This window comes from Terrirubrum flagellatum (genome assembly GCF_022059845.1).
Lineage (GTDB): Bacteria > Pseudomonadota > Alphaproteobacteria > Rhizobiales > Beijerinckiaceae > Terrirubrum > Terrirubrum flagellatum.
In genome coordinates this window covers 4,639,883-4,659,247 of sequence record NZ_CP091851.1, presented here as the reverse complement: position 1 = coordinate 4,659,247, position 19,365 = coordinate 4,639,883, and the positions used below count along the sequence as shown (strand labels likewise).

Here is a 19,365-nt window from a genome sequence, read left to right as displayed (position 1 = left end):
AACTGCCCGCCATGTGCGGCTTCGCACCCGCGCAGGACGCATCACTCAGGCTAACGATGAGCGTCTCGCGACACTAGCTTCGGGGAAGAAATCCATGAGCCGCTTCATGTTGGCGATGACGTTGCTCGTTCTGTCTTCGGCCGCCCGGGCGGAGACATCTTTCGCGATGGCGAAGGCGCCGGCCGGGCTGAAGGCTCTGATCGAGGCTAACAGCGACAAGCCAGGTAATGACGATGGCTGTTCTCTCCCGGAGGAGTTGAAGCCCGACGATGTCGTGGCGGTTCTTCACCCGCTCTCGGGCGGCAAGTCGCTGTTGCTGATGGAATGTACGCGCACCATGAAGTTCAATATGCAGCGCGCGTTCATTGTCACTGGCGATGATTTCGCCGGCGCGGCGCGCGCAAGACTTCCGGTGCGCAAGGAGGTCGATCCCGCGGGCGTCACGTCGGATTCCATGTCGCTCGAATTCGATGCGAAGCGGCTGCGGCTTTCGAGCGAGGCGTGGGAGGGCGCAAGTTGCTGGAGCAAACGCGTCTGGGCGTGGAAAGGCGGCGCGTTCGTCAAGGTCAGCGATCGCAAGACCGGAGTCTGTCGATAGCGCTCTTGCGGCAAACTGGCGCATGATCGCGCGATCTTTATTTCCGATTAATGTCTGAAGCGCAGAGATTGTTACTGAATGCTCCCCTGACCGCAGAAGCGGCGTCCGTTCGGGACTGACCGCCCATGACATCGATCGCGTCGAGCGCTTTCGCTCAATATTCCCCACTCTCGCGTCTTCAGGCGCAATTGTCTTCCGACATCACCGCGGGCTCGATCAAGGCAAGCGATCAGACGGCTTTGTCGGCCGCGCTGCAGTCGATCGACGCCTCGCTGCAGGCCGATCGCGCATCGCAATCCGCGTCGTCTTCAGCGCCTGACAAGAGCGGCTTCCAGTCGAAAATCGACAGCCTCATCCAGTCGCAGGTCGATTCCGGCGCGCTGACGTCGGACCAGGCGACGGAGCTCAAGAAGGTGTTCTCCGAGACCTTCTCGAAGCATGGCGCCGGCCATCATCATCGCGGCGGAGGCTCGCAATCCGCGTCGAATGATTCAAGCTCCGGCGGACTGCTGCAGCAATTCCTCGATCAGCTGAAAAGCAGCACATCGACCTCGACTTCCTATGGCGCCAACGGCGCGAGCAGCACGCCTGATCCCCTGTCGTTGCTGATCAACGCCGTCGCCTGACGCGCGCCACGCGAAATCTGGACAGGCCGCGCGCTGCCATGGAATCCTGATCCTCCACGCAGGCTTCCCGCCGCCATGGAGGATGTCATGGATTCGTTGGCGCCATTCTCCGTCGCATTCGCGCTGACGATCGCCGCGGCCTTGTCGCCTGTCGCGGCGCAGACGCCCGTCGAGAGCGTCTACACCAGGCTCGATCTCTACGGCGCCAAGAAGCTCTGCAAGAAGACGAGCGGCAAAACCTCCGATGAAGAATTCGGGCCGAGCTGGCGCTGTTCGGGCGCGGCCGACATCAGCGTCTTCATCCATACCGAGGACATCAGGGATTATGTCGGCTTCGGCCGCGGCGCTAAATCGCAGACCAATATGTTCGGCGTCGGCGCGCCGGGCGCGGTGCGCGACACGGTGGAATGGCGCGGCCGCAAGGATGCAAAGGGGAAATTCGCGCCCTACGCCGCGATCACGCGCATGGGCTTCGAGAATGCGAACGCGCCGCGCGAGGAATGGTGGAGCATTCTTGTCATAACGCGGCTTGCGCCGAATCTGCGCGGCAGTTGCGTGATCGCGCGCGTCGACTCTCGCGCCAACGAGGATGCGAACGAACTGGCGCGCCGCGTCGCCGACGCCTGGGCGACGAACGAGCGCACGCCCTGTCCGGGATCGTCTGAGGACGCGGCCTTCGTCGGTCGCGTCGAAGGCAAGTGGAGAGGCGCGACGACGGTTCCCCCGCCGCCGCAGTAAGATTTTGGGTTTCGATCCGCTTGGCGTGTTGAAAATCTCACCGCCGCTTCGCGGAGTCTTGCGCTGGTCCCCGGATTCATGCAGCGAAGCGGATGCCAAGCGGAATGAAGTCCGGGGCCCAGCGCAAGAATCGCGTAGCGCCCTCGATTATTTCAATCGCGCCGCGCGAAGTCTACGCCGCTTCCGCCTTCTGCTTTTCCGAGCGCTTGCGATCGTTCGGATCGAGGATCGCCTTGCGCAGGCGGATCGATTTCGGCGTCACTTCCACCAGCTCATCGTCCTGAATCCAGGCGAGCGATTTTTCGAGCGTCATGCGGATCGGCGGCGTCAGCCTCACCGCCTCGTCCTTCGACGTGGTGCGGATATTGGTGAGCTTCTTGCCCTTCAGCACGTTCACTTCGAGATCGTTGTCGCGGCTATGGATGCCGACGATCATGCCCTGATAGACCTTCCAGCCGGGCTCGATCACCATCGGGCCGCGATCCTCCAGATTCCACAGGGCGTAGGCGACGGCCTCGCCGACATCGTTCGAGATCAGCACGCCATTGTTGCGGCCGGCGATCTCGCCCTTGAACGGCTCATAGGCGTGGAACAGCCGGTTCATGATCGCGGTGCCGCGCGTGTCGGTCATCAGTTCCGACTGGTAGCCGATCAGGCCGCGCGTCGGCGCATGGAACACGAGGCGCAGGCGATTGCCGCCTGACGGACGCATCTCCTTCATCTCGGCCTTGCGCTCGCTCATCTTCTGCACGACGACGCCTGAATGCTCCTCATCGACGTCGATGACGACCTCCTCGATCGGCTCGAGCGTTTCGCCTGACGCCTCGTCCTTCTTCAGCACGACGCGCGGGCGCGACACGGCGAGCTCGAAGCCTTCGCGGCGCATGGTCTCGATCAGGATCGCGAGCTGCAATTCGCCGCGACCCGACACCTCGAACGAATCCTTGTTCGAGGCTTCCTCGATCTTCAGCGTGACGTTGCCTTCGGCTTCGCGCAGCAACCGGTCGCGGATGACGCGGCTCGTCACCTTGTCGCCTTCGGTGCCGGCGAGCGGCGAATCATTGACGAGGAACGACATGGTGACGGTCGGCGGATCGATCGGCTGCGCCTGGATCGCGATCTCGACCTGCGGATCGCAGAAGGTGTCGGCCACCGAGCCCTTCGACAGACCGGCGATGGCGACGATGTCGCCGGCGACGCCTTCCTCGATCGGCTGACGCTCGATGCCGCGGAAAGCGAGGATCTTGGACACGCGGCCGGTCTCGACAACCGAGCCGTCGCGCGCCAGCACCTTGATCGGCTGATTGGGCTTCACCACGCCGGACGTGATGCGGCCGGTGATCATGCGGCCGAGGAACGGGTTGGCTTCCAGCAGCGTGCCGAGCATACGGAACGGGCCCGGCTCGGTCTTGGCCTCCGGCACATGCTTGAGCACGAGATCGAACAACGGCGCGAGGCCTTCGTCCTTCGGGCCTTCAGGCGCGACATTCATCCAGCCGTCGCGGCCTGAACCATAAAGGATCGGGAAGTCGAGCTGCTCGTCCGTGGCGTCGAGCGCCGCGAACAGGTCGAACACCTCGTTGACGACCTCGATATGTCTGGCGTCCGGCCGGTCGATCTTGTTGATCGCGACAATCGGCTTGAGCCCGATCTTCAAAGCTTTGCCGACCACGAACTTGGTCTGCGGCATCGGACCTTCCGCAGCGTCGACCAGCACGATCGCGCCGTCCACCATGGAGAGGATGCGCTCCACCTCGCCGCCGAAATCGGCGTGGCCGGGCGTGTCGACAATGTTGATGCGCACATCCTTCCAGACCACCGAGGTGGCCTTGGCGAGAATGGTGATGCCGCGCTCCTTTTCGAGGTCGTTCGAATCCATCACGCGTTCGGCGACGCGCTGGTTCTCGCGGAACGAGCCGGACTGGGAGAGGAGCTTGTCGACGAGCGTGGTCTTGCCGTGGTCGACATGGGCGATAATGGCGATGTTGCGCAGCGACATGGGGGTCGTTCGGGCGTCCAGCGAATAGGGTGAACGGACGCTCCCTAAACACACGGCCCGGCGTCCTTGGGGGAGCCGGGCGGAGCGAGTTCCGTTTCGTTGCGGCGCAATATCACCGATGCCGCGCCGGGGCAATGCGGGGATCGAACGCCCGCCTCAGAAGCCTCAGACGGCTTCGCGCACCGCTTTGATGACCCGGTCCTGCACCTCGGGATCGAGATAGGGGTGCATCGGCAGGCTGATGACCTCCTGCGACAGCTTTTCCGACACCGGCAGCCCGTTCCCGGCGACGGGATAGTCGCGATAGGCCGTCTGTTGGTGCATCGATTTGGGATAGTAGATCGCGGTCGGCACGCCGGCCTCGCGCAGCTTCGCGGCGAAGGCCTCGCGCCGGCCGGCGGGCAGCCGGATCGTGTATTGCGCCCAGACCGAGAGATTGTCCGACAGCACCTTCGGCGTCTGCACAAAGTCGCCCAGCGCGCGGGAATAGCGTTCGGCGATCCGGTTCCGCGCCTCGATCTCGTCATCGAAGATCGACAGCTTCTGGAGCAGCACCGCGGCCTGCATCGTGTCGATGCGGGCGGTGAGGCCGAGCCTGACATTGTCGTACTTGTCGGTCCCCTCGCCATGGACGCGGATGCTGCGCAGCACGGCGGCGAGCTCGGCGTCGTCGGTGAGGATCGCGCCGCCGTCGCCGTAGCAGCCGAGCGGCTTGGCCGGGAAGAAGCTCGTCGCCGTGGCGTCGCCGAACACGCCGAGCTTCTTGCCCTTGTAGGTCCCGCCGAAGCTCTGGGCGGCGTCGTCGAGCACGAACAGGCCCTCGGCCTTCGCGACCTTGAGGATCGAATCATGGTCGGCGCTCTGGCCGAACAGGTCGACGGGGATGACGCCCTTCGGTTTCAGCCCAAGCTTCTTCGCTGTGGCGATCCCCTGCGTCAGCGCCGCGCCATCCATGTTGAAGGTGGTCTCGTCGACATCGACGAAGACGGGCGTCGCGCCGACCAGCGCGACCGCCTCGCCCGTGGCGCAAAAGGTGAAGGAGGGGCAGATCACCGCGTCGCCGGGGCCGACGCCCTTCGCCATCAGCACCATCTGCAGCGCGACCGCGCCCGACCCGACGCCGACCACATGCTTCGCGCCGCAATAGTCGGCGAGCGCCTGCTCGAGCTCCTTCACCTCGGGGCCATTGATGAACATGCAATGGTCGAGCACGCGCTTCGTCGCCTCGTCCACGGCGGCGCCCAGCCTGCGGCGCTGCGCGGCGAGATCAATGAAGGGAATCATGGGGTTCGACATGGCTCGCTCGGACGGATCCGCCGGGTCAGGCCGGCGAAGCGCTTAAAGCTCTTATCGTCCGGCGACGCGCCGCGTCGCCTTGGGCAGGCGTTCGGCCGACGGTTTTGTGGGTTCAAGACAACGTATCGCAATCGCAAGGCACGCGGTCGCTTCGCGGCCGGTGACGGCCGGCGTCCGGCCGGTGCGCACGGCGTCCATAAAGGCCGTGAGTTCGGCGCGCAACGGCTCCTCATAGCCGACCGAGAGATGCCGCATGGAGTAGCTGCCATCGGGCTGGAAGCCGAAGCATTCCGTCACCTGGCGCGTCAGCAGGTCGCCCATGACATATTTGTTACGCGTGGCGATGGTGATTGTGCGCGCCTTGAACGGGGTCAGCCAGTTGGTGTTGATCTGCGCCAGCACGCCCGATTCCGTGCGGAACTGCAGCAGCGCGATGTCCTCGCGCTCGGCGACGAAGCTGGAGAGCTGCGCCTGCACGTCGACGATGTCGGATTCGGTGAACCAGCGGATCAGGTCGATGTCGTGGACCGCAAGGTCGATCACGACGCCGACATTGGACATGCGCGGCGGGAACGGCCCGACGCGGGTGATCTCGATCGACAGGATGTCCTCGCCGCGGATCGATTCCTTGATCGCCGCGACCGCCGGATTGAAGCGCTCGACATGGCCGGCCATCAGCGTCACGCCAGCCTTCTCGGCCGCAGCGACGATGGCTTCGCCGCCGGCGACGGTCGAGGCGATCGGCTTCTCCACCAGCACGTGGATCTTGCGCGCGATGCAGGCGAGCGCGATCTCGTCATGAAGATGGGTGGGCGCGGCGATGGTCACGGCGTCGACGCCGGCTGCGAGCAGTTCGTCGAGTGAAGTGAAGGTCGGGCAGTTGGCCATGCTGGCGGCGCGCATGCGCTGGGCCGGCAGCGGGTCCGCGACGCCGACCAGGACGGCGTCGGCGATGCCCGCCAGCACGCGGGCGTGGTTGCTGCCCATCACGCCGGCGCCGACGACGCCGATTCTCAGCGGCCTGTCCGCTGCCGGTCTTGAATTATTCGCACTCATCTCAAACGCCCCGGCCCCAATGCTAACGCGACACCGCCCCGGGCGGACGGTAACATCTTTGGCCGGTCCCCGCGCGGCCTTTTAGCCCTTATCCCTGGCTTGTCGCGGGGACGCACTCTTCATCCCCGGCCCCATGGAGCGAGGAGACTTGCCGCGCCGAAGCGAAGCCTCGCTTTGCGAAGGCGGGAGCGGAGGCCGGGGTCCAGCGCAGGATGTCGCGCCGAAGGCGCGGCCAGGAAGCGCGTTCGCTCCCGGAATAATATTCCTAAGCGTTTAGTCCGCCGCGACGGCGACGAGTTTCAGCCCCAGCGCCTGCGTCACTTTCAGCACCGTATCGAGATCGGGTTTCGAATCGGCGCTGAGATCGCGATAGAGCTTTTGCCGCGGCAACCCCGCATCGTCGGCGACCGTGGCGATGCCGCGCGTGCGCGCGATCAGGCCGAGCGCATCCGCGATCGCGGCGCAATCGCCGGTCTCGAACACGTCGGTCAGATAAGACGCGATCGTGTCTTCGCGGACGATCGAACGGGCCGATCCTGGGCCTCGCGTGATGAGCGCCATGCGTCACTCTCCGGTCAGGAAATAGTGCCAGGTTCCGTCTGGCCCGATTCCGATTCGGTCGCCCACATATCTGCGCTTCTCAAGCGACTCTTTGATGACTCCCGCGGGGATCACGCGATAGAGGCCGATCCAATCCTCAGGCTTCAACTGATCCCACATCATCTCGGCGTAAGCCGGCCAGACGAACATCTCCTGCGGCTTGCCCGGATTGATGCGCGCGTAAGGCGCCTCCATGAGATTGATGAGACGCGCCATCGCCTCGCGTCCCTCGGCGTCGAAGGATTTGCCGCGCAGCAGAGCGATGAGATCGCCCTTGCCGCCGCGCGCGAGAACCGGCGGCGTCTCGTTGCGTTCAAGCGGGATGCGCAATTTCTCGATGTCGCCTGATTTTGCCGCGTCGAGGATGCGCTCGCGCATGTCGGCGACGCGCGGCGGCAATTTCGCGACGTCGCTTTCGGCGATCACCGACTGAGGCGCCGTTGGCTTCGCGGGCGGAGGCGGAGGAGCAGTTCGCGCAGGCTGGGCGCGCGCGCCGCCTGACGCAACGAAGAAGAGCGTCGCGAGCCACGCGCGGCGTGAAAATGGAATCGCGCAATTCATGCGCAAGCCTCGCCATTGCGAGGCGGCGAAAACAAGGCCGGCTTCGAAAGCTAGTGCTTGCGGACTTTGGAATAACCGCCGTTGCGGATCTTCTCGGCGAAGCTCTCGACGAAGGTCGCCACCGGCTCCTCGCCATAGATCTTGACCAGCTCCTTCAGCCCCGCAGCGATGCAGGCGCGCGCCATGGATTCGGAGTCGAGCCCGTCATGGCTCGCTTCCGCGAACGCGTCGCCGATATAGTCGAGCGCGGCGAGGCCGGCTTCCTCGGCCGCGCTTTCGGGCCGGGCGCTCTGATCGGAATGGTCAGGCTTGTCCATCGAGAGGCTTGATTGTTTGCGCGGCAATCTAACCAAAAGCCGCGCCGGCGCGATACCGTTTCTTTACCAAGGTTAACACGGGAATTTCCCTAGCCGCTGAACCGGTTAGCGAGTTCGCGAGACAATTTTCCTCCTTCATCGACGAAGCGGTCGATAGTCAGCGCCGCAGGCGGGGTGCAGGCGCGATAGGTCTGCTGATAGCCGCGGAAGCCCCGGTTGAAGGCGCCGGCGAGCCGCTCCTTGCGCTCCGGCGTGACGCCTTCGGTCGCGACCAAGGCGGCCATTTTCGCCCGCCATGCCTCCCCATCCTTCATGCCGCAGAGATCGCGCAAGAAGCTCAAAGCGCCGATGATTTCCGCGAGCCTCAGAAGCTGCGGCTCGTAGGGCGGCGCGAGATCAGGCTCGGGCGCCGGCTGGGTGGGAGGGGGCGTTGCAGGCCGGCGCTGCTGGGCGGCGGAGGGCGCGGCAGCCAGAAGAGCCGCAAGGATCGCGAAAGCAGTCGCGCGCCTCACGGAATATCTGCCTTCGCCGCGATCACCGCCGCCTGCCGGAGGATACGCGGCAGCCCGTCCGTCATTTTGAGATCGCCGGGATCGAACGGATCGACCCATTTGACGGCGCGCGCTTCAGGTCCCGGCTGCGCCTCGCCCGCGCGCCAGCGGCCGACGAAGGAGGCGATGACGAAATGCGCCTTCACGGCGCCATCCTGATCGCGCGCGATGAATTCGACATGGTCGTTGAAGCCTACGAGGTCAGCTTCGACGCCGACCTCCTCTTTCAGTTCGCGCAGAGCCGCTTCGGCCAGCGTCTCGCCGAGCTCCACCTTGCCGCCGGGCAGTGACCAGAGTTCAGCGAGCGGCGGCTGGCCGCGCATCGCGAGCAGCACGCGCCCGTCGTCGCGAAAGACGGCGATCGACGCGGCGATGACGGGGCGGGTTGAAGATTCAGCCACAGCGAGGCTCGGCTATTCGCATTTGACCAATCACGGCGAGCTAGTCGCCGCAACCCCCGCTTGTCATGGCCGGACTTGTTCCGGCCATCCATGTCTTTTCTTGAACAGCAAATAAGACGTGGAGGCCATCCGAACTCGGCTTATCCGAGTTCGGCGTCATCAAAACACGCAAGTCGGGCGGGCCCAACTTGCGGAGACAAGCCCGCGCATGACGGCTTTTGTTGAATAAGAGCGCCTACTCCGCTGCGCGAAGACTCGGCTTCGGCGCGGCGCCGGACTCATCCTCGAAATCAAGCTGCTCGATCTTCTCGCTGCGGCGTCCGATCTTGTCGGCGGAGGTGCGAATGGCGGCGACATCCTCGTTCGCCTGCCGGAAATGGGTTTCCAATTTTCCGACGCGATCCATGATGCGGCGAACATCGTCCATCAGCTTGCCGACCTCGATCTGGATCTTGCGCGCCTCGTCGCGCATGCGGTGATCGCGCATGATCGTCTGCATCACCTGGATCGCCATCATCAGCAGCGATGGCGATACAATAATCACGCGGGCGCGATGGGCGCGCTGCACCACATCGTCGAGATGTTCGACGAGATCGGCATAGACCGCTTCCGACGGCACAAACAGCAGCGCCATGTCCTGCGTCTCGCCAGCCACGAGATATTTCTCGGCGATATCCTTCACATGATGCAGCACGTCGCCGCGCACGCGCGCCAGCGCCGGCTTGCGCGCATCTTCGTTCGCCGCGTCGCGAAAAGCCGTGAAGCCTTCGAGCGGAAATTTCGAGTCGACGATCAGCGGGCGCGGATCACCCGGCAGGCGGATAATGCAGTCAGGCCGCTTGCCGCTCGGCAGCGTGTACTGGAATTCGTAAGCGTCGCCCGGCAGCCCGTCCTTGACGATCGCCTCCATGCGCGCCTGTCCGAAGGCGCCGCGCGACTGCTTGTTCGCCAGCACGTCTTTGAGGCCGACGACCTCCTGCGTGAGCTCGGTCAGGTTCTTCTGCGCCGCGTCGATCACGGCCAGCCGCTCATTGAGCTTGCCGAGATGTTCGCCGGTTTTCTCGTTGGCGGACTCGAGCCCCTGCCCGACGCGATGCTGCAGCCCGTCGAGCCGGTCGGAGAGATGCTTGACGAGATCGCCCTGCCGGCTGCCGAAAATCTCGGCCATGGTCTGCATGCGCCCGGTCATTTCCGCCTGCAGCCGATTGAGATCGGCGAGCTTGTCGTCGAGCTCATGGGCGCGTTCGCTGGCGGCCGCTTCCGCCTCGCCGCGCGCGCGTCCGGAGCGAACGAGCGCGATGACCAGAACGAGGAACAGCGCGAGGACGCCGGCGCCGAAGGCGATCGCCGCCTCGGCGACAGTCACCGGCCGATCGGCGATCCGGAAGAGAATCTCATGCATTCCGTCAGCCTAGCGCGATTCGTCGGCCAACGCGAACGAAGGCGGAACATTTATGTGCGAATCCCGGGCAAGGCGACGTCGCGCAACACGACCAGCGGCGGCAGGCTCTGACCGCGCTGATTGTAGTTTCCGGCGACGGTGACGACGACGAGCTCCAGGTCCGGCATGACGAAAAGGCGCTGGCCGCCATTGCCGTTGGCGATGATCACGCGCGCCGTCTGCGAACCGGGTGCAGCGTTGAACGTCTCGTCGCCGATATACCATTGATAGCCGTAACGAAGGGATTGGCCTTCACCCATGGGAACGATCCCGCGCATCGACGCTTCAAGCCACTCGGCCGGAACGATGACGCGGCCGTCGCGCTTGCCGCCGTCGAGAATGAGTTGGCCGATGCCGGCGAGATCGCGCGGGCGCAACCGCAAACCCGACGCCGCCGAAGGTTCGCCGTCCTGGCCGCTCGCCCATTTAAACGACGGGACGCCAAGCGGCGCGAACAGCTTCGCCTCGGCGAAGGCGGGCAGTGACTGGCCGACGCCCTTCGCGATGATGCGGCCGAGCAGCGCCGACGCGCCGCCATTGTAGATCCAGCGCGCGCCGGGTTCGCCGACGATTGGCCGATCGAGAATGAAACGATAGCGATCCGACGCACGCTCCATCGCGATCTCGCTGTTCGCCGGATTTGTGTAGGGAAGATTCTCGTTCCATTCGGTCCCGAGCGTCATCGTCAAGACGTGGGCGATCGTCAGACGCGCGCGCTGGGGATCAGCGGCGAGATCAGGATATTCCGGGAACGCCGAGAACAGCGATTGCTCCGGCGCGGGAACTTTTTTCTCCGCCAACGCGATTCCATAAAGCAAGCCGACGATGCTCTTGGTCACGGAGCGAAGATCGTGCAGGTCATCCGATCCGAATTTCACGACGCCGACCGGCTGTCCCCAACGCTCGTCGGCGCCTTCGAAATAGCTTTCGAGAGCGATTTTCCCGCTGCGCGCGATCAGCACGCCATGCATGTTCGGCAAACGGCCTTCAGCCGCCGCCGCGTCGAGACGCGCGGACAGATCGGGCGAAAAGCCGGCGTCCGTCGGAGCAATTGACGACCAGTTCTCGCGCGCCGCGACGGAACGCGGCGCGGCGCTGGCGAGAGTCAACGCAGTTGCGCCGAATGTAACTTCTCGTCGGCTAAGCGATCGCATGAGTTGGCCTGCATCGAAGTGGCAGCCAACTTTATCGTCGTCGTCCATGGAGGTAAACGCATGCGCGCAACGCTCACGCCGCCATGGCGTCGCGCGTCTCGTAGACATGGTCGACGATGCCCCAGGCCTTCGCCTCCTCCGCGTCCATGAAATGATCGCGGTCGAGCGCCCGCTCGACCTCGTCGATCGTCCGGCCGCAATGTTTGGCGTAGAGTTCGTTCAGTCGTCGCTTCGTCTTCTGGATATTCTCGGCGTGACGCTGGATATCGGACGCCTGTCCCTGAAATCCGCCTGACGGCTGATGCAGCATGATGCTCGCATTGGGCAGGGCGATGCGCTGGCCCGGCGCGCCGGCCATCAGCAGGAACGAGGCGGCGGAGCAGGCCGTGCCCATACACACCGTCGACACCGGGCATTTGATGAACTGCATCGTGTCGTAGATCGCAAAGCCGCTCGTCACCACGCCGCCCGGCGAGTTGATGTACATCGCGATCTCCTTCTTCGGATTCTCCGATTCCATGAAGAGGAGCTGCGCGCAGATCAGCGCCGAGACATTGTCGTCGATCGGCCCGTTGAGAAACACGATGCGCTCGCGCAACAGGCGCGAGAAGATGTCGAACGAGCGCTCGCCGCGATTGGATTGCTCGATCACAACAGGCACGAGATTCATGGGCTGATCCCTGGTCGCGAGAGAAGCTGGAGTCACGCGGCCAGGCGCATGAAGGGCGCGCGGGCGCGGGGCGAACGAAGGGCTGTTCGCGATGTCAGGGAAAGTCCGGCGGCGCGCCGATTTCTCGCGTCCGTGAGCAAGATGGGCGCAGTCGAAACGATAGCAGGCGCTTCTTTTTTCGGCGCGACCGCGAATTCATCCTGCACGATGCGCAGATGCGCGCCGCCATTTTCGGTCGGAGAGATGGTGAAGGTGACAACGCTGTCGATCGTCTCGCCATCGCCATTCTGCGCGCGCCAGCGATAGCGCAGCAGCGAAGGCGGCTCCGCGTCGATGACCTCGCAGGCGGCGTCGCCATCGCGCTGCTTGAGCGTGAAGCGCGCGCCCGAAATGGCGTTGATATCGTTCGCTCCCAGCCATTTCGCCACGAGCGCGGGCTCGGTCAGGGCGCGCCAGACCTTTGCGGGCGGATCGTCGAATTCGCATTCGGTCACGATGGCGTCGGGCGCGTCGGTCATGGCTCCATATCCCTCAGCACGTCTTTCAGCTTCTCGATCTTCTCCGGCCAGAAGCGGCGCTGGCGCTCGACGAAGTCGGTCAGTGGCGCGAGGCCGTCCGGCGCCTGCCGGTAGAAGGCGTTGCGGCCGTGTCGGCGCTCGCTGACGAGGCCCGCCGCGCGCAGAGCCGCCAAATGCTGCGACACGGCGGGCTGCGAAATCGCGCCGCCCCGCGTCAGCTCGACAACGGTCAGCTCGCGCCCGCCCAGACGCTCGAACAGGGCGAGGCGGGTGGGGTCGGACAGAGCCTTGAAGACGGCGGCTTCGAGCATGCCAAATACATAAGTCATTGCTTATTGATTGGTCAAGCCGTCGTCGGCCAACGCGAGACGGAATTGACCCCTCGCGCGCCGCTGCCTATCTCCCGCGCCATGATCCGCCCTATCCTGTCGATCCCCGACCCCGTCCTGCGTGAGAAGTCCGCGCCGGTCGAGAAATTCGACGACGAGCTGCGCAAGCTCGCCGCCGACATGCTCGAGACCATGTACAAGGCGCCGGGCATTGGCCTCGCCGCGATCCAGGTCGGCATTCCGAAGCGCCTCCTCGTCATCGATCTCGCCAAGAAGGACGAGCCGCCGCAGCCGCAGATTTTCGTCAATCCCGAGATCACGGCGAAGTCGGAGGAAAAGGCGATCTATGAGGAAGGCTGCCTCTCGATCCCCGAATATTACGAGGAGGTCGAGCGCCCCTCGCGCGTGACCGTGCGCTATCAGGACGAGCATGGCGCGGAAAAGACGGTCGAGGCTGAAGGACTTCTTTCGACCTGCCTGCAGCACGAGATCGATCATCTCGATGGCAAATTGTTCATCGACTATCTCTCGAAGCTGAAGCGCGATCGCGTGGTGAAGAAATTCACGAAGATCGCGAAGGAAAAGGCGCGCGAGGAAGAAGGGGCGGAGTAGCGTCGCCTTTCCGCTGCGGCTGTTTTTTGATATCATTGATATCAGGAGGCCGGATGTCCGATATCCTGATCCATGACGTTGATCCTGCGCTCAAGGCGCTTCTGGAGGCGCGCGCTCGTGCAGCCGGTCATTCGCTTTCGGACGAGGCGAAAGCGTTGCTGGAGCAGGGGCTCGGGGGCGTCGGGCGCAAACAGATAATTAGCGCTGAAGGGATCGGCACTCAGCTCAGCAAGCTGATACCGCCCGAGCTGTGGACGGACGATTTCATTGTCGAGCGCGAGAAAATCGACAGACCTCCGCCTGATTTCTCGTGATCCTGCTCGACACAAACATCATCTCAGAGGCGATGAAGCCTTCAGGCGATCATAAGGTCGTCGATTGGATTAATCAGCAGGCGCCTGAGAGCCTTTTCATCTGCGCGCCGGTGCTGGCTGAACTTCGATACGGGTTTGAGCAGATGCCTCAGGGCCGTCGGAAGTCGACATTCGAACGAGCATGCCATCTCATAGAAACGACACAGTTTCTCGATCGCATTCTGCCGTTTGATCTTCCTGCTGCGCATCTCTGCGCCAATGCACGTGCGCGCCGCGCGGCTCTGGGGCGTCCGATCCATCAGATCGACGCGATGATAGCGTCAATCGCGATGGCGAGAAGTTTTGTCCTCGCGACCCGCAACGTCTGTGATTTCACCGGACTTGGCCTCGAACTGGTCAATCCGTTCGAGCTGGCCTAAAGCGCGGGCCGTCGCGTCAGCCGGATCAGTTCATGCCCCTTCGCATCGTCTTCATGGGCACGCCCGATTTCGCCGCGCCGACTTTGGCGGCGATCATCGGACAAGGCCACGAGGTCGTCGCCTGCTATACGCGCGCGCCGGCGAAGGCGGGCCGCGGCATGGCGCTCAAACCCTCGCCTGTGCATGCGCTGGCTGAAAGCTTCGGCGTTCCCGTCTTCACACCGAAGACGCTGCGCACGGATGAGGCCGCGATCCAGTTCGATTCCTTCGGCGCCGATGTCGCTGTGGTTGTCGCCTACGGTCTGCTGTTGCCGAAGCCGATCCTCGATGCGCCGCGCGACGGTTGCCTCAATCTGCATGCGTCGCTGCTGCCGCGCTGGCGCGGCGCGGCGCCGATCCATCGCGCCGTGATGTCGGGCGACAGGGAGAGCGGCGTCATGGTCATGCGCATGGAGGAGGGGCTCGACACCGGCCCCGTCGCGCTCGTCGATCGCGTCGCGATCGGCGCGGAGGAAACGACGGGCCAATTGCATGATCGCCTGAAGGCGCTCGGCGCCGATCTCATGCTGCGCGCGCTGGCGGCGCTGGAGCGTGGCTCGCTCTCCTTTACGCCGCAGGCGGAAGAGGGCGTGACCTACGCGAAAAAGATTCTCAACGATGAAGCGCGCATCGATTGGTCGAAATCTGCGCGCGAGGTTCACGATCTCATTCGCGGCCTCTCGCCTTTTCCCGGCGCGTTCTTCGAGGCCGATCTCGGCAAGGGCGTCGAGCGCGTGAAGGTTCTGCGCGCGACGCTGGGCGAGGGATCGGGCGCGGCTGGCGCTGTTCTCGATGATCGCCTTGCAATCGCCTGCGGCGACGGCGCGGTGCGTCTGATCGAGGTGCAGCGCGCAGGCTCGCGACCAATGGCGGCGGACGAATTCCTGCGCGGCGCCAGGCTCGCGCCGGGAGCGCGGCTGTGAGCCTCACCGTCAGGGAGGAGACGCCGCTTCAGGATGAGATTGAAGCTCTGCTGAAGCAGTCGGACGCTGTCGCAGCGAAGCTTTATCCCGACGCTTATCGTCAGCCGATCGATCCGAAAGCGCTGGCTGCGCCGGGCGTTCATCTCTTCGTAGCGCGTCGCGAAGGCGAAGCCGCCGGCTGCTGCGCGCTGATCGCGCGAGACGCAGGGGCAGCCGAGCTCAAGCGCATGATCGTCGGTGAGCGCTTCCGGCGGCAAGGCGTGGGCGCGGCGCTCCTCCGCGCGGCGGAGCAGGGCGCGCGCGATCTCGGCGTTAGCGTGATCCGCATGGAGGTCGGCGTGAAGAACGAGGAGGGCTATCAGCTCTATCTCAGCGCCGGTTTCGTCGCGTGTGAAGCGTTCGCGCCCTACCAGCCATCGCCCATTAGCCGCTTCCTGGAAAAGCGGCTGTCGTAACTCTTTTCAAACGCATGCGAGACGAACCGCCTCCGTTGACCATTTCGCCGTCTCGCCGCACCTTCCCGCGCGGGGCGTTTCGATTCTTGACGGTCCTTGGTGATTCACATGCAGCTTCGCGCAGCTCTTCTCGCCTGCCTCGCGGCGATTGGATTCGCCGGCGCTGTGCGCGCTCAGGAGACGCAGACCGAAGAGATGGAGCGGCGGGCGAAGATCATCGCCACCGCGCCCCCAAACGCCGCCAAGGTGCTGTTCGGCAAGCAGCAGACGGCGGCGCCCATGTCGGCGCGCTCCATCGGCAGCTTCGCGCGCGGCTGCATGGCTGGAGCGCAGGCGCTGCCGATCGATGGCGATACGTGGCAGGTGATGCGGCTGTCGCGCAACCGCAACTGGGCCCAGCCGGAGATGGTCGATCTGCTGGAGCGGCTCTCGAAGCAGGGTCGCTCGGTCGGCTGGAACGGGCTCCTCGTCGGCGACATGTCGCAGCCCCGCGGCGGACCGATGCTGACAGGCCATCTCTCGCACCAGATCGGCCTCGACGCTGATGTCTGGCTGACGCCGATGCCGAGCAGAACACTGTCGCGCAACGAACGCGAGACCATGTCGGCGACCAACATGGTCAACAGGCAATGGATGGATGTCGACCCTTCGGTCTGGACGTCGGAACATCTCGCGATCATCCGCGAGGCGGCGCGGCAGCGCGAGGTGACGCGCATCTTCGTCAACCCCGCGATCAAGACGGCTTTGTGCCGCGACGCCGGCGCCGATCGCGGCTGGCTGTCGAAAGTGAGGCCGATGTGGGGCCACAATTATCACTTCCATGTCCGCATCGCCTGTCCCGCCGGCGACGCGAGCTGCAAGGATCAGGACCCGCCGGGATCAGGCGACGGCTGCGGCAAGGAGCTCACGGACTGGCTCGCGTTGCAGCACAAGGCGATCTTCGGCCCGAAGAAGGAAGGCAAGCCGAAGCCCGAACGCTGGCTCACGCTCGATGATCTGCCGGCGGAATGCCGTCAGGTGCTGGTGGCGAAATAGAAATGAGACCGCTCTTCATCTTCTCCGCAATCGCTCTTGTCGGCGTGACAACGATATCCGCTCAAGCGGCCGTCTGCATCGTCAATGATCCCACAGGCAGCGAACTCAATGTGCGCACGGCGCCGAATGCGAAGATCATCCGCACGCTGCGCAACGGTGTTGCTGTAAGTCTCGAACAGGTCGTATCAGGCCCTGACGGAAAACGCTGGGCCTTCGTCATCGATCCCGACAGCGGCGCGGCCTATGGCTGGGTGTTTCACGCCTATCTCGCCTGCCGCTGAAATCCGCTTTCGCTGATATCAGCGTGACGCGTCACGACTTTTTCGCGCGACAGAGATCATGCAGAACGCCGCGCCGAGCGCGACGCAGGCGGTGATGAGAAAGGCGAGGCGATAGCTGCCCGACGCCTGCACGATCGCGGCGAAGCTCGCGGGCGACACGACATAGCCGACGAAGCACAGCAGCGTTGATCCCGCGGCCGTTTGCGCCACCGCGTCGGGCGGCGCGAGCCGCGCCGTCTCCGCAAGAATGACGCCGTTCCAGCTCACAACTGTCACGCCAGAGACGGCCGCAAGCGCGGCGATGGCGAGCGGCGACCATGAGGGCGAGATCAACGCGATCGCCGCCGTCGTCGCGGCGGAGGCTACTCCAAGCCCGATGAGAGTCGAGGTTGCGCCGCCGGCGCGATCGACGATCCAGCCGAGGAAAATGCGGCCGAACACGCTGGCGATCTGGTTGGTTGCGAACAGCGCGCCCGCCGCCGTCAGCGTGAAGCCGAGTTCAACCACGAGATAGGTCGTGAAGAAGGCGAACAGCACGCCCTGCGCGCAGGCGAAGCAGAAGGCGGCGCCGGTTACGGGAAGAATGCCGGGCGAACGCGCGAGCGAGCGCAGCGGCGCCGTGAGATTGCTAAGCGAGAGAAAGGCGCTGAGCGACAATATTTGCGAGGGATCGCGCAATTTGTCGATCGTCTCGCGCGAGGGCTGCACGATGAGGATCGCAATAAACGCAAGCGCGGTGCAGGCGTAAAGCGCGTGGCGCCAGTCATTCGCAGCAAGCAGCGGCAGAACGAGGCCGCCGAGCACGCCGCCGATCGGCACGCCCGCCTGCTTGATCGAGAAAATCAGCGCGCGATGCCGTGGCGGCGCATGGCGCTGGAGAATCTCGCCGCCCGCCGCCGGCGACGGTCCGTAGCCGAGACCGCAGAGAAAGCTCGCCGCGAGCAGCGTCGCCGCAGTCGGCCAGGCGATCAGCAGCACGCCGAGGCCGCCAGCGAAGACGCCGATCTGCAAGGTGCGCACCGGGCCCGCGCGGCGCAGCAGCGGCGTTCCCGCGGAGAGGAACAGGATCGAGCCGATCATGTTCGCCGCGGCGAAATAGCCGATGACCGTCGGTGGAATTCCCGCTTCGCTCGTCAGGACAGGCGCGAGAAATGGAATGAGGCGCGACAGCACCGCGCTGACGATCTGAAGCAGCAGCGTGACGAGCAGCGGCGTGATCCAGACCATCGGCGCGTTCCTGCGCGACTGCGATCAGTGGTCCTTCGTCGCCTTCGCTTCGCCGCTGATCTTGTCGGTCCAGGCCATGAGCACGCCCGAGATGACGAACACCACATGCACGCCGGCCATCCATCCGAGATCGCGGTCGGTGTATTTCGTGACATTCATGAAGGCGGTGAGCAGCTTGATGGCCGAGATCGCCACGATCGACGAAAGCAGCTTCAGCTTGAGGCCGGTGAAGTCGATCTTCGCCATCCATTCGGGCCAGTCGCTATGCTCGGCCTCGTCGATGCGCGAGACGAAATTCTCGTAGCCGGAGAAGATCACGATGATGATCAGCGAACCCGTCAGCGCGAGGTCGACCAGCGACAGGGCGCCGAGGATGATGTCGGATTCAGTCGCGCTCAGCGCGTGCAGCACATATTCGCCGGTCTCGATCAGCATCTTGAACAGCAGGATCACCAGCGCGACGACGAGTGCGAGATAGAAGGGCGCAAGCAGCCAGCGGCTGTTGAAGATGATCTTCTCGATGAAACGCTCAACGATGGTGCGATGGCGGTCGCTCTCGCCGGGGCGAGGCGCGGGAAGGTCGGGATCGGTCATGGCGTCTCCTCGCACGCCCAAGCGGGCGGGGACAAGCGCCGGCGGCGCTGGCGGACGATGCGCAAAAGTCAGACGGCGAGGGCGGCCTGAACCTTCTTCGGCAGCCGGCTGATGACGAGCGCATGAGCCACGCGCAGCATGTCGGCGATCTCCCGGTCCGGCATCGCGCCATGGTCGATCTGCAGCCATCCGGCGCGGGCGAGATAGGGCGCCGGCCTGACGCCGGCTTTGCCGGCAAGCGCCTCCCACGCGATGTCGCTCGCCTTCATCGAACAGGCGAAGGGTTTGCGGCCGGGCGAGGCCCAGGCGAACATCTTGCCGCCGATCTTCCAGACATGTTCGTCACCCCATTGCACGGAGAGAACGGCGCCGGGAAGCTTGCCGCAGGCGGCGTCGAAAGAGCGGATATTCATGGCGGGCTGGGTCTGGTGTGCGCCGATTGTTCGGCCGCGCGCCGATTCGCGCAAGCCGCCGCCAGATCACGCCCCATTTTGATTGAATCAATCAAAATGGGGCGTGATCGATTCCAAAAGTTTAAAGCATGGCTTTCGCGGCGCGAACGCTAGCGTTCGTCGCGGAAAAACCGGTATCCACTTTTTCGCGCCATGCTC

26 protein-coding genes are annotated in these 19,365 nt (G+C 64.4%); 10 read left to right on the top strand and 16 right to left on the bottom strand.

Annotated features, from left to right (window positions below; genetic code table 11):
* The first annotated feature begins 94 nt into the window (after positions 1–94).
* From L8F45_RS22565 to L8F45_RS22555, 3 genes are all read left to right on the top strand, one after another.
* Positions 95–598, top strand: coding sequence for a DUF1176 domain-containing protein (locus tag L8F45_RS22565; RefSeq protein WP_342360081.1), 504 nt, complete (start codon positions 95–97; stop codon positions 596–598).
* Between the two features lie 125 nt (positions 599–723).
* On the top strand, positions 724–1,224 hold the full coding sequence (locus L8F45_RS22560; protein ID WP_342360080.1) for a hypothetical protein: 501 nt from the start codon (positions 724–726) through the stop codon (positions 1,222–1,224).
* 87 nt (positions 1,225–1,311) lie between these two features.
* On the top strand, positions 1,312–1,962 hold the full coding sequence (locus L8F45_RS22555; protein WP_342360079.1) for a hypothetical protein: 651 nt from the start codon (positions 1,312–1,314) through the stop codon (positions 1,960–1,962).
* A 172-nt stretch (positions 1,963–2,134) separates the two neighbouring features.
* On the opposite strand, the gene typA is transcribed toward L8F45_RS22555, so the two are convergent.
* The 13 genes from typA to L8F45_RS22490 all read right to left on the bottom strand — a co-directional run bounded on the left by typA (position 2,135) and on the right by L8F45_RS22490 (position 12,837).
* Positions 2,135–3,961: a translational GTPase TypA gene (typA, locus tag L8F45_RS22550; protein ID WP_342360078.1), complete on the bottom strand. Its 1,827-nt coding sequence runs from the start codon at positions 3,959–3,961 to the stop codon at positions 2,135–2,137.
* Positions 3,962–4,126: 165 nt separating this feature from the next.
* Positions 4,127–5,257, bottom strand: a complete 1,131-nt coding sequence (locus tag L8F45_RS22545) for a DegT/DnrJ/EryC1/StrS family aminotransferase (protein WP_342360077.1) — start codon at positions 5,255–5,257, stop codon at positions 4,127–4,129.
* Between the two features lie 51 nt (positions 5,258–5,308).
* A complete protein-coding gene (locus tag L8F45_RS22540; protein WP_342360076.1) occupies positions 5,309–6,313 on the bottom strand; it encodes a Gfo/Idh/MocA family protein in 1,005 nt (334 codons plus the stop codon).
* Positions 6,314–6,586: 273 nt separating this feature from the next.
* A complete protein-coding gene (locus L8F45_RS22535) occupies positions 6,587–6,874 on the bottom strand; it encodes an addiction module antidote protein (RefSeq protein WP_342360075.1) in 288 nt (95 codons plus the stop codon).
* Positions 6,875–6,877: 3 nt separating this feature from the next.
* Positions 6,878–7,474, bottom strand: coding sequence for a hypothetical protein (locus L8F45_RS22530; RefSeq protein ID WP_342360074.1), 597 nt, complete (start codon positions 7,472–7,474; stop codon positions 6,878–6,880).
* A 50-nt stretch (positions 7,475–7,524) separates the two neighbouring features.
* Positions 7,525–7,791 (bottom strand): hypothetical protein, encoded by a 267-nt coding sequence (locus L8F45_RS22525; protein ID WP_342360073.1) that lies wholly within the window; start codon positions 7,789–7,791, stop codon positions 7,525–7,527.
* 89 nt (positions 7,792–7,880) lie between these two features.
* On the bottom strand, positions 7,881–8,303 hold the full coding sequence (locus L8F45_RS22520) for a TIGR02301 family protein (RefSeq protein WP_342360072.1): 423 nt from the start codon (positions 8,301–8,303) through the stop codon (positions 7,881–7,883).
* Positions 8,300–8,743 (bottom strand): NUDIX hydrolase, encoded by a 444-nt coding sequence (locus L8F45_RS22515; RefSeq protein WP_342360071.1) that lies wholly within the window; start codon positions 8,741–8,743, stop codon positions 8,300–8,302. Before L8F45_RS22515 ends, L8F45_RS22520 begins: the two co-directional genes overlap by 4 nt.
* Positions 8,744–8,978: 235 nt before the next feature.
* Positions 8,979–10,145, bottom strand: a complete 1,167-nt coding sequence (locus L8F45_RS22510) for a DNA recombination protein RmuC (RefSeq protein ID WP_342360070.1) — start codon at positions 10,143–10,145, stop codon at positions 8,979–8,981.
* 50 nt (positions 10,146–10,195) lie between these two features.
* Positions 10,196–11,293, bottom strand: a complete 1,098-nt coding sequence (locus L8F45_RS22505; protein WP_342360069.1) for a serine hydrolase domain-containing protein — start codon at positions 11,291–11,293, stop codon at positions 10,196–10,198.
* Between the two features lie 118 nt (positions 11,294–11,411).
* Positions 11,412–12,008: an ATP-dependent Clp protease proteolytic subunit gene (locus L8F45_RS22500; protein WP_342360068.1), complete on the bottom strand. Its 597-nt coding sequence runs from the start codon at positions 12,006–12,008 to the stop codon at positions 11,412–11,414.
* 32 nt (positions 12,009–12,040) lie between these two features.
* Positions 12,041–12,526, bottom strand: coding sequence for an SRPBCC family protein (locus tag L8F45_RS22495; protein WP_342360067.1), 486 nt, complete (start codon positions 12,524–12,526; stop codon positions 12,041–12,043).
* Positions 12,523–12,837 carry an ArsR/SmtB family transcription factor gene (locus tag L8F45_RS22490; RefSeq protein ID WP_342360066.1) on the bottom strand — a complete coding sequence of 105 codons (315 nt, stop codon included), beginning with the start codon at positions 12,835–12,837 and terminating at the stop codon, positions 12,523–12,525. Before L8F45_RS22490 ends, L8F45_RS22495 begins: the two co-directional genes overlap by 4 nt.
* 99 nt (positions 12,838–12,936) lie before the next feature.
* On the opposite strand from L8F45_RS22490, the gene def reads away from it, so the two are divergent.
* From def to L8F45_RS22455, 7 genes are all read left to right on the top strand, one after another.
* On the top strand, positions 12,937–13,467 hold the full coding sequence (def, locus tag L8F45_RS22485; protein ID WP_342360065.1) for a peptide deformylase: 531 nt from the start codon (positions 12,937–12,939) through the stop codon (positions 13,465–13,467).
* Between the two features lie 53 nt (positions 13,468–13,520).
* Positions 13,521–13,781, top strand: a complete 261-nt coding sequence (locus L8F45_RS22480) for a FitA-like ribbon-helix-helix domain-containing protein (protein ID WP_342360064.1) — start codon at positions 13,521–13,523, stop codon at positions 13,779–13,781.
* A complete protein-coding gene (locus L8F45_RS22475) occupies positions 13,778–14,200 on the top strand; it encodes a type II toxin-antitoxin system VapC family toxin (protein ID WP_342360063.1) in 423 nt (140 codons plus the stop codon). Before L8F45_RS22480 ends, L8F45_RS22475 begins: the two co-directional genes overlap by 4 nt.
* A gap of 32 nt (positions 14,201–14,232) precedes the next feature.
* The gene (gene fmt, locus L8F45_RS22470; RefSeq protein ID WP_342360062.1) at positions 14,233–15,162 is read left to right on the top strand and encodes a methionyl-tRNA formyltransferase; all 930 of its coding nucleotides are present in this window, start codon (positions 14,233–14,235) and stop codon (positions 15,160–15,162) included.
* Positions 15,159–15,617, top strand: coding sequence for a GNAT family N-acetyltransferase (locus tag L8F45_RS22465; RefSeq protein ID WP_342360061.1), 459 nt, complete (start codon positions 15,159–15,161; stop codon positions 15,615–15,617). Before fmt ends, L8F45_RS22465 begins: the two co-directional genes overlap by 4 nt.
* Before the next feature lie 108 nt (positions 15,618–15,725).
* Entirely contained in the window at positions 15,726–16,652 is a 927-nt protein-coding gene (mepA, locus tag L8F45_RS22460) for a penicillin-insensitive murein endopeptidase (protein ID WP_342360060.1), read from the top strand.
* Positions 16,653–16,654: 2 nt separating this feature from the next.
* Positions 16,655–16,933: an SH3 domain-containing protein gene (locus L8F45_RS22455; RefSeq protein ID WP_342360059.1), complete on the top strand. Its 279-nt coding sequence runs from the start codon at positions 16,655–16,657 to the stop codon at positions 16,931–16,933.
* 18 nt (positions 16,934–16,951) lie between these two features.
* Here the strand turns inward: L8F45_RS22455 and L8F45_RS22450 are convergent, their stop codons facing one another.
* The 3 genes from L8F45_RS22450 to L8F45_RS22440 form a co-directional block, all read right to left on the bottom strand.
* On the bottom strand, positions 16,952–18,160 hold the full coding sequence (locus L8F45_RS22450) for an MFS transporter (protein ID WP_342360058.1): 1,209 nt from the start codon (positions 18,158–18,160) through the stop codon (positions 16,952–16,954).
* A gap of 24 nt (positions 18,161–18,184) precedes the next feature.
* The gene (locus tag L8F45_RS22445) at positions 18,185–18,754 is read right to left on the bottom strand and encodes a TIGR00645 family protein (RefSeq protein WP_342360057.1); all 570 of its coding nucleotides are present in this window, start codon (positions 18,752–18,754) and stop codon (positions 18,185–18,187) included.
* Between the two features lie 68 nt (positions 18,755–18,822).
* Positions 18,823–19,167, bottom strand: a complete 345-nt coding sequence (locus tag L8F45_RS22440) for an MmcQ/YjbR family DNA-binding protein (RefSeq protein ID WP_342360056.1) — start codon at positions 19,165–19,167, stop codon at positions 18,823–18,825.
* Positions 19,168–19,365: the final 198 nt, after the last annotated feature.

Excerpts from the sequence above, each read along its gene's own strand:
- L8F45_RS22565 (WP_342360081.1), top strand. The coding sequence starts at position 95 with ATGAGCCGCTTCATGTTGGCGATGACGTTGCTCGTTCTGTCTTCGGCC.
- L8F45_RS22560 (WP_342360080.1), top strand. The coding sequence starts at position 724 with ATGACATCGATCGCGTCGAGCGCTTTCGCTCAATATTCCCCACTCTCG.
- L8F45_RS22555 (WP_342360079.1), top strand. The coding sequence starts at position 1,312 with ATGGATTCGTTGGCGCCATTCTCCGTCGCATTCGCGCTGACGATCGCC.
- typA (WP_342360078.1), bottom strand. The coding sequence starts at position 3,961 with ATGTCGCTGCGCAACATCGCCATTATCGCCCATGTCGACCACGGCAAG.
- L8F45_RS22545 (WP_342360077.1), bottom strand. The coding sequence starts at position 5,257 with ATGTCGAACCCCATGATTCCCTTCATTGATCTCGCCGCGCAGCGCCGC.
- L8F45_RS22540 (WP_342360076.1), bottom strand. The coding sequence starts at position 6,313 with ATGAGTGCGAATAATTCAAGACCGGCAGCGGACAGGCCGCTGAGAATC.
- L8F45_RS22535 (WP_342360075.1), bottom strand. The coding sequence starts at position 6,874 with ATGGCGCTCATCACGCGAGGCCCAGGATCGGCCCGTTCGATCGTCCGC.
- L8F45_RS22530 (WP_342360074.1), bottom strand. The coding sequence starts at position 7,474 with ATGAATTGCGCGATTCCATTTTCACGCCGCGCGTGGCTCGCGACGCTC.
- L8F45_RS22525 (WP_342360073.1), bottom strand. The coding sequence starts at position 7,791 with ATGGACAAGCCTGACCATTCCGATCAGAGCGCCCGGCCCGAAAGCGCG.
- L8F45_RS22510 (WP_342360070.1), bottom strand. The coding sequence starts at position 10,145 with ATGCATGAGATTCTCTTCCGGATCGCCGATCGGCCGGTGACTGTCGCC.
- L8F45_RS22500 (WP_342360068.1), bottom strand. The coding sequence starts at position 12,008 with ATGAATCTCGTGCCTGTTGTGATCGAGCAATCCAATCGCGGCGAGCGC.
- L8F45_RS22495 (WP_342360067.1), bottom strand. The coding sequence starts at position 12,526 with ATGACCGACGCGCCCGACGCCATCGTGACCGAATGCGAATTCGACGAT.
- L8F45_RS22490 (WP_342360066.1), bottom strand. The coding sequence starts at position 12,837 with ATGCTCGAAGCCGCCGTCTTCAAGGCTCTGTCCGACCCCACCCGCCTC.
- def (WP_342360065.1), top strand. The coding sequence starts at position 12,937 with ATGATCCGCCCTATCCTGTCGATCCCCGACCCCGTCCTGCGTGAGAAG.
- L8F45_RS22480 (WP_342360064.1), top strand. The coding sequence starts at position 13,521 with ATGTCCGATATCCTGATCCATGACGTTGATCCTGCGCTCAAGGCGCTT.
- fmt (WP_342360062.1), top strand. The coding sequence starts at position 14,233 with ATGCCCCTTCGCATCGTCTTCATGGGCACGCCCGATTTCGCCGCGCCG.
- mepA (WP_342360060.1), top strand. The coding sequence starts at position 15,726 with ATGCAGCTTCGCGCAGCTCTTCTCGCCTGCCTCGCGGCGATTGGATTC.
- L8F45_RS22455 (WP_342360059.1), top strand. The coding sequence starts at position 16,655 with ATGAGACCGCTCTTCATCTTCTCCGCAATCGCTCTTGTCGGCGTGACA.
- L8F45_RS22450 (WP_342360058.1), bottom strand. The coding sequence starts at position 18,160 with ATGGTCTGGATCACGCCGCTGCTCGTCACGCTGCTGCTTCAGATCGTC.
- L8F45_RS22445 (WP_342360057.1), bottom strand. The coding sequence starts at position 18,754 with ATGACCGATCCCGACCTTCCCGCGCCTCGCCCCGGCGAGAGCGACCGC.
- L8F45_RS22440 (WP_342360056.1), bottom strand. The coding sequence starts at position 19,167 with ATGAATATCCGCTCTTTCGACGCCGCCTGCGGCAAGCTTCCCGGCGCC.